The organism is Actinomycetota bacterium, assembly GCA_005774595.1.
Classification (GTDB): Bacteria; Actinomycetota; Coriobacteriia; order Anaerosomatales; family D1FN1-002; genus D1FN1-002.
Genome location: VAUM01000348.1, coordinates 1 through 1,899, shown reverse-complemented (window position 1 = coordinate 1,899; position 1,899 = coordinate 1). Strand labels below are relative to the sequence as shown.

3 protein-coding genes are annotated in these 1,899 nt (G+C 73.2%); all 3 read right to left on the bottom strand.

All coding sequences use genetic code 11. The annotated features are described in order from the left end of the window. Positions 1-344 (bottom strand): NAD(+)/NADH kinase (locus tag FDZ70_09975; protein TLM68514.1); only part of this gene is annotated, 344 nt, incomplete at its 3' end. Beyond that, complete coding sequence (locus FDZ70_09970) at positions 344-1,153, bottom strand: TlyA family RNA methyltransferase (GenBank protein TLM68513.1); 810 nt, start codon at positions 1,151-1,153, stop codon at positions 344-346. The genes FDZ70_09975 and FDZ70_09970, both read right to left, overlap by 1 nt. Then, positions 1,116-1,899, bottom strand: a 784-nt coding sequence (locus FDZ70_09965; protein TLM68512.1) for a hypothetical protein, incomplete at its 5' end; no start/stop codon positions are given. The genes FDZ70_09970 and FDZ70_09965, both read right to left, overlap by 38 nt.

Genomic DNA, 1,899 nt, shown 5'->3' with positions numbered 1-1,899 from the left:
TCACCCGCCAGCGCGGTCTCGACCGCATCGCGCAGGTCGTCGGCGAGCGCGCCGGCCATGAAGCCGAGCCGCCCGAGGTTCACCCCGAGCACCGGCGAGTCCGCCTCGCCGAGCAGGTGCACCGCCTTGAGGATGGTGCCGTCCCCGCCGAGCGCGACCACGAGCCCGGGCTCGCCGATCTCCGAGCGCGACACGCCCGCGTCCGGCAGGCCGCACGCCTCGGCGTCCTCGGCAGCCAGCACGGCCTCGTACCCGGCGCCCGCGAGCCACGTGGTGAGCTCGCCGACCGCGCTCACGGAGCGCTCGCTGTTCACGTTCGGCACCAGCAGGACCCTCACGCGCATCACCCCAGCGTCTCGTGCGCCTCGGCGACGACCTCCGCCGCCGTGGCGTCCGGCGCGGGCCCCTCAAGCTGCACCCGCACCCAGAACTCGATGTTACCCTCCGGGCCCTTCACGGGCGAGAAGGTGCGCCCCGTGACCACCCAGCCCAGTTCAGCGACCGCGGCGTCGACCGACTCGAGCACCTCCGTGTGCGCGCCCGGGTCGGAGACCACGCCCCGTTTTCCCACACGGCCCTTACCGATCTCGAACTGAGGTTTCACCAAACCGAGCATCTGCCCGTCGCGCTCGCCCGCCCCACCTCCGCTCACCAGCGCGAGGACCTGCGGCAGCACCTTCGCCAGCGCGATGAACGACACGTCCACCACCGCGAGGTCGAACGGCGCTCCGAGCGCGGCCGGGTCCGCTTGTCGGATGTTGGTGCGCTCGAACACCGCAACGCGCGGGTCATTCCGCAGCTCCCACGCGAGCTGTCCGTAGCCGACGTCGACCGCGCAGACGGACGCGGCGCCTCGCGAGAGCAGGCAGTCGGTGAACCCCCCGGTCGACGCGCCGACGTCCACACAGCGCAGCCCCGTGACGTCCGTGCCGAACGCGTCGAGCGCGCCCGCGAGCTTCAGGCCGCCGCGCGAGACGAACCGCGGGTGCTCGGCGATCTCGAACTCGGCGTCCTCGTCCACGATCTCGCCGGCCTTGGCGACCCTGACGCCCGCGACCCGCACCTCGCCCGCCAGGATGGCGGCGCGGGCCTGCGCCGCGCTGGGGAACAGCCCCCTAGCGGCCAGGACGGCGTCGGCGCGAGCGCGGCCCATCGGGTGCGTCCTCCTCGGCGGGGAGCGGCGAGATGCCGTCGACGTCCATGAGGCGCCCGAGCACGGCGCCGCGCACGGCCTCCGGCGTGAGGCCCACGTCGCCGAGCAGACGCGACGTCGCCCCGTGCGTCACGAAGCAGTCCGGGATGGCGAGGCGCAGGACCGGCGTGGTCGACCCCAGGTCGGAGAGCGCCTCGAGCACCGCGGCGCCGAAGCCGCCGAGGCCGGTGTTCTCCTCGAGCGTGACCACGAGACGGCGCTCCGAGGCACGCGCGACGGCCTCCATGTCGAGCGGCTTGACCCAGCGCATGTTGACCACCGATGCGGACACGCCGTCGGTGGAGAGCATCTCGGCGACCTTGTCGGCCACCTGCACCATGCGGCCGACCGCGAGGATCGAAACGTCGGTCCCGTCGCGCCGCAGCTGCGCGGCGCCCACCTCCAGCAGCCGCGGCGTGTTCGGGACCGGGACGCCGGGCCCTGTCCCGCGCGGATAGCGGATCGCGACCGGGCCCTCGGCCTTGAGCGCGGTATGGAGCATGTCCACGAGCTCGGCCTCGTCGGCCGGCGCCATCACCGTCATGTTCGGGACGCTGCGCAGGTAGGTGAGGTCGAACACGCCGTGATGAGTCGGCCCGTCCTCGCCCACGAGCCCGGCGCGGTCGACGCAGAAGACCACATGGAGCCCCTGGAGCGCGACGTCCATGACGAGCTGGTCGTACGCGCGCTGCAGGAACGTCGAGTAG

Coding starts and splice junctions, on each gene's coding strand:
- FDZ70_09970 (TLM68513.1), bottom strand. CDS start 1,153: ATGGGCCGCGCTCGCGCCGACGCCGTCCTGGCCGCTAGGGGGCTGTTC.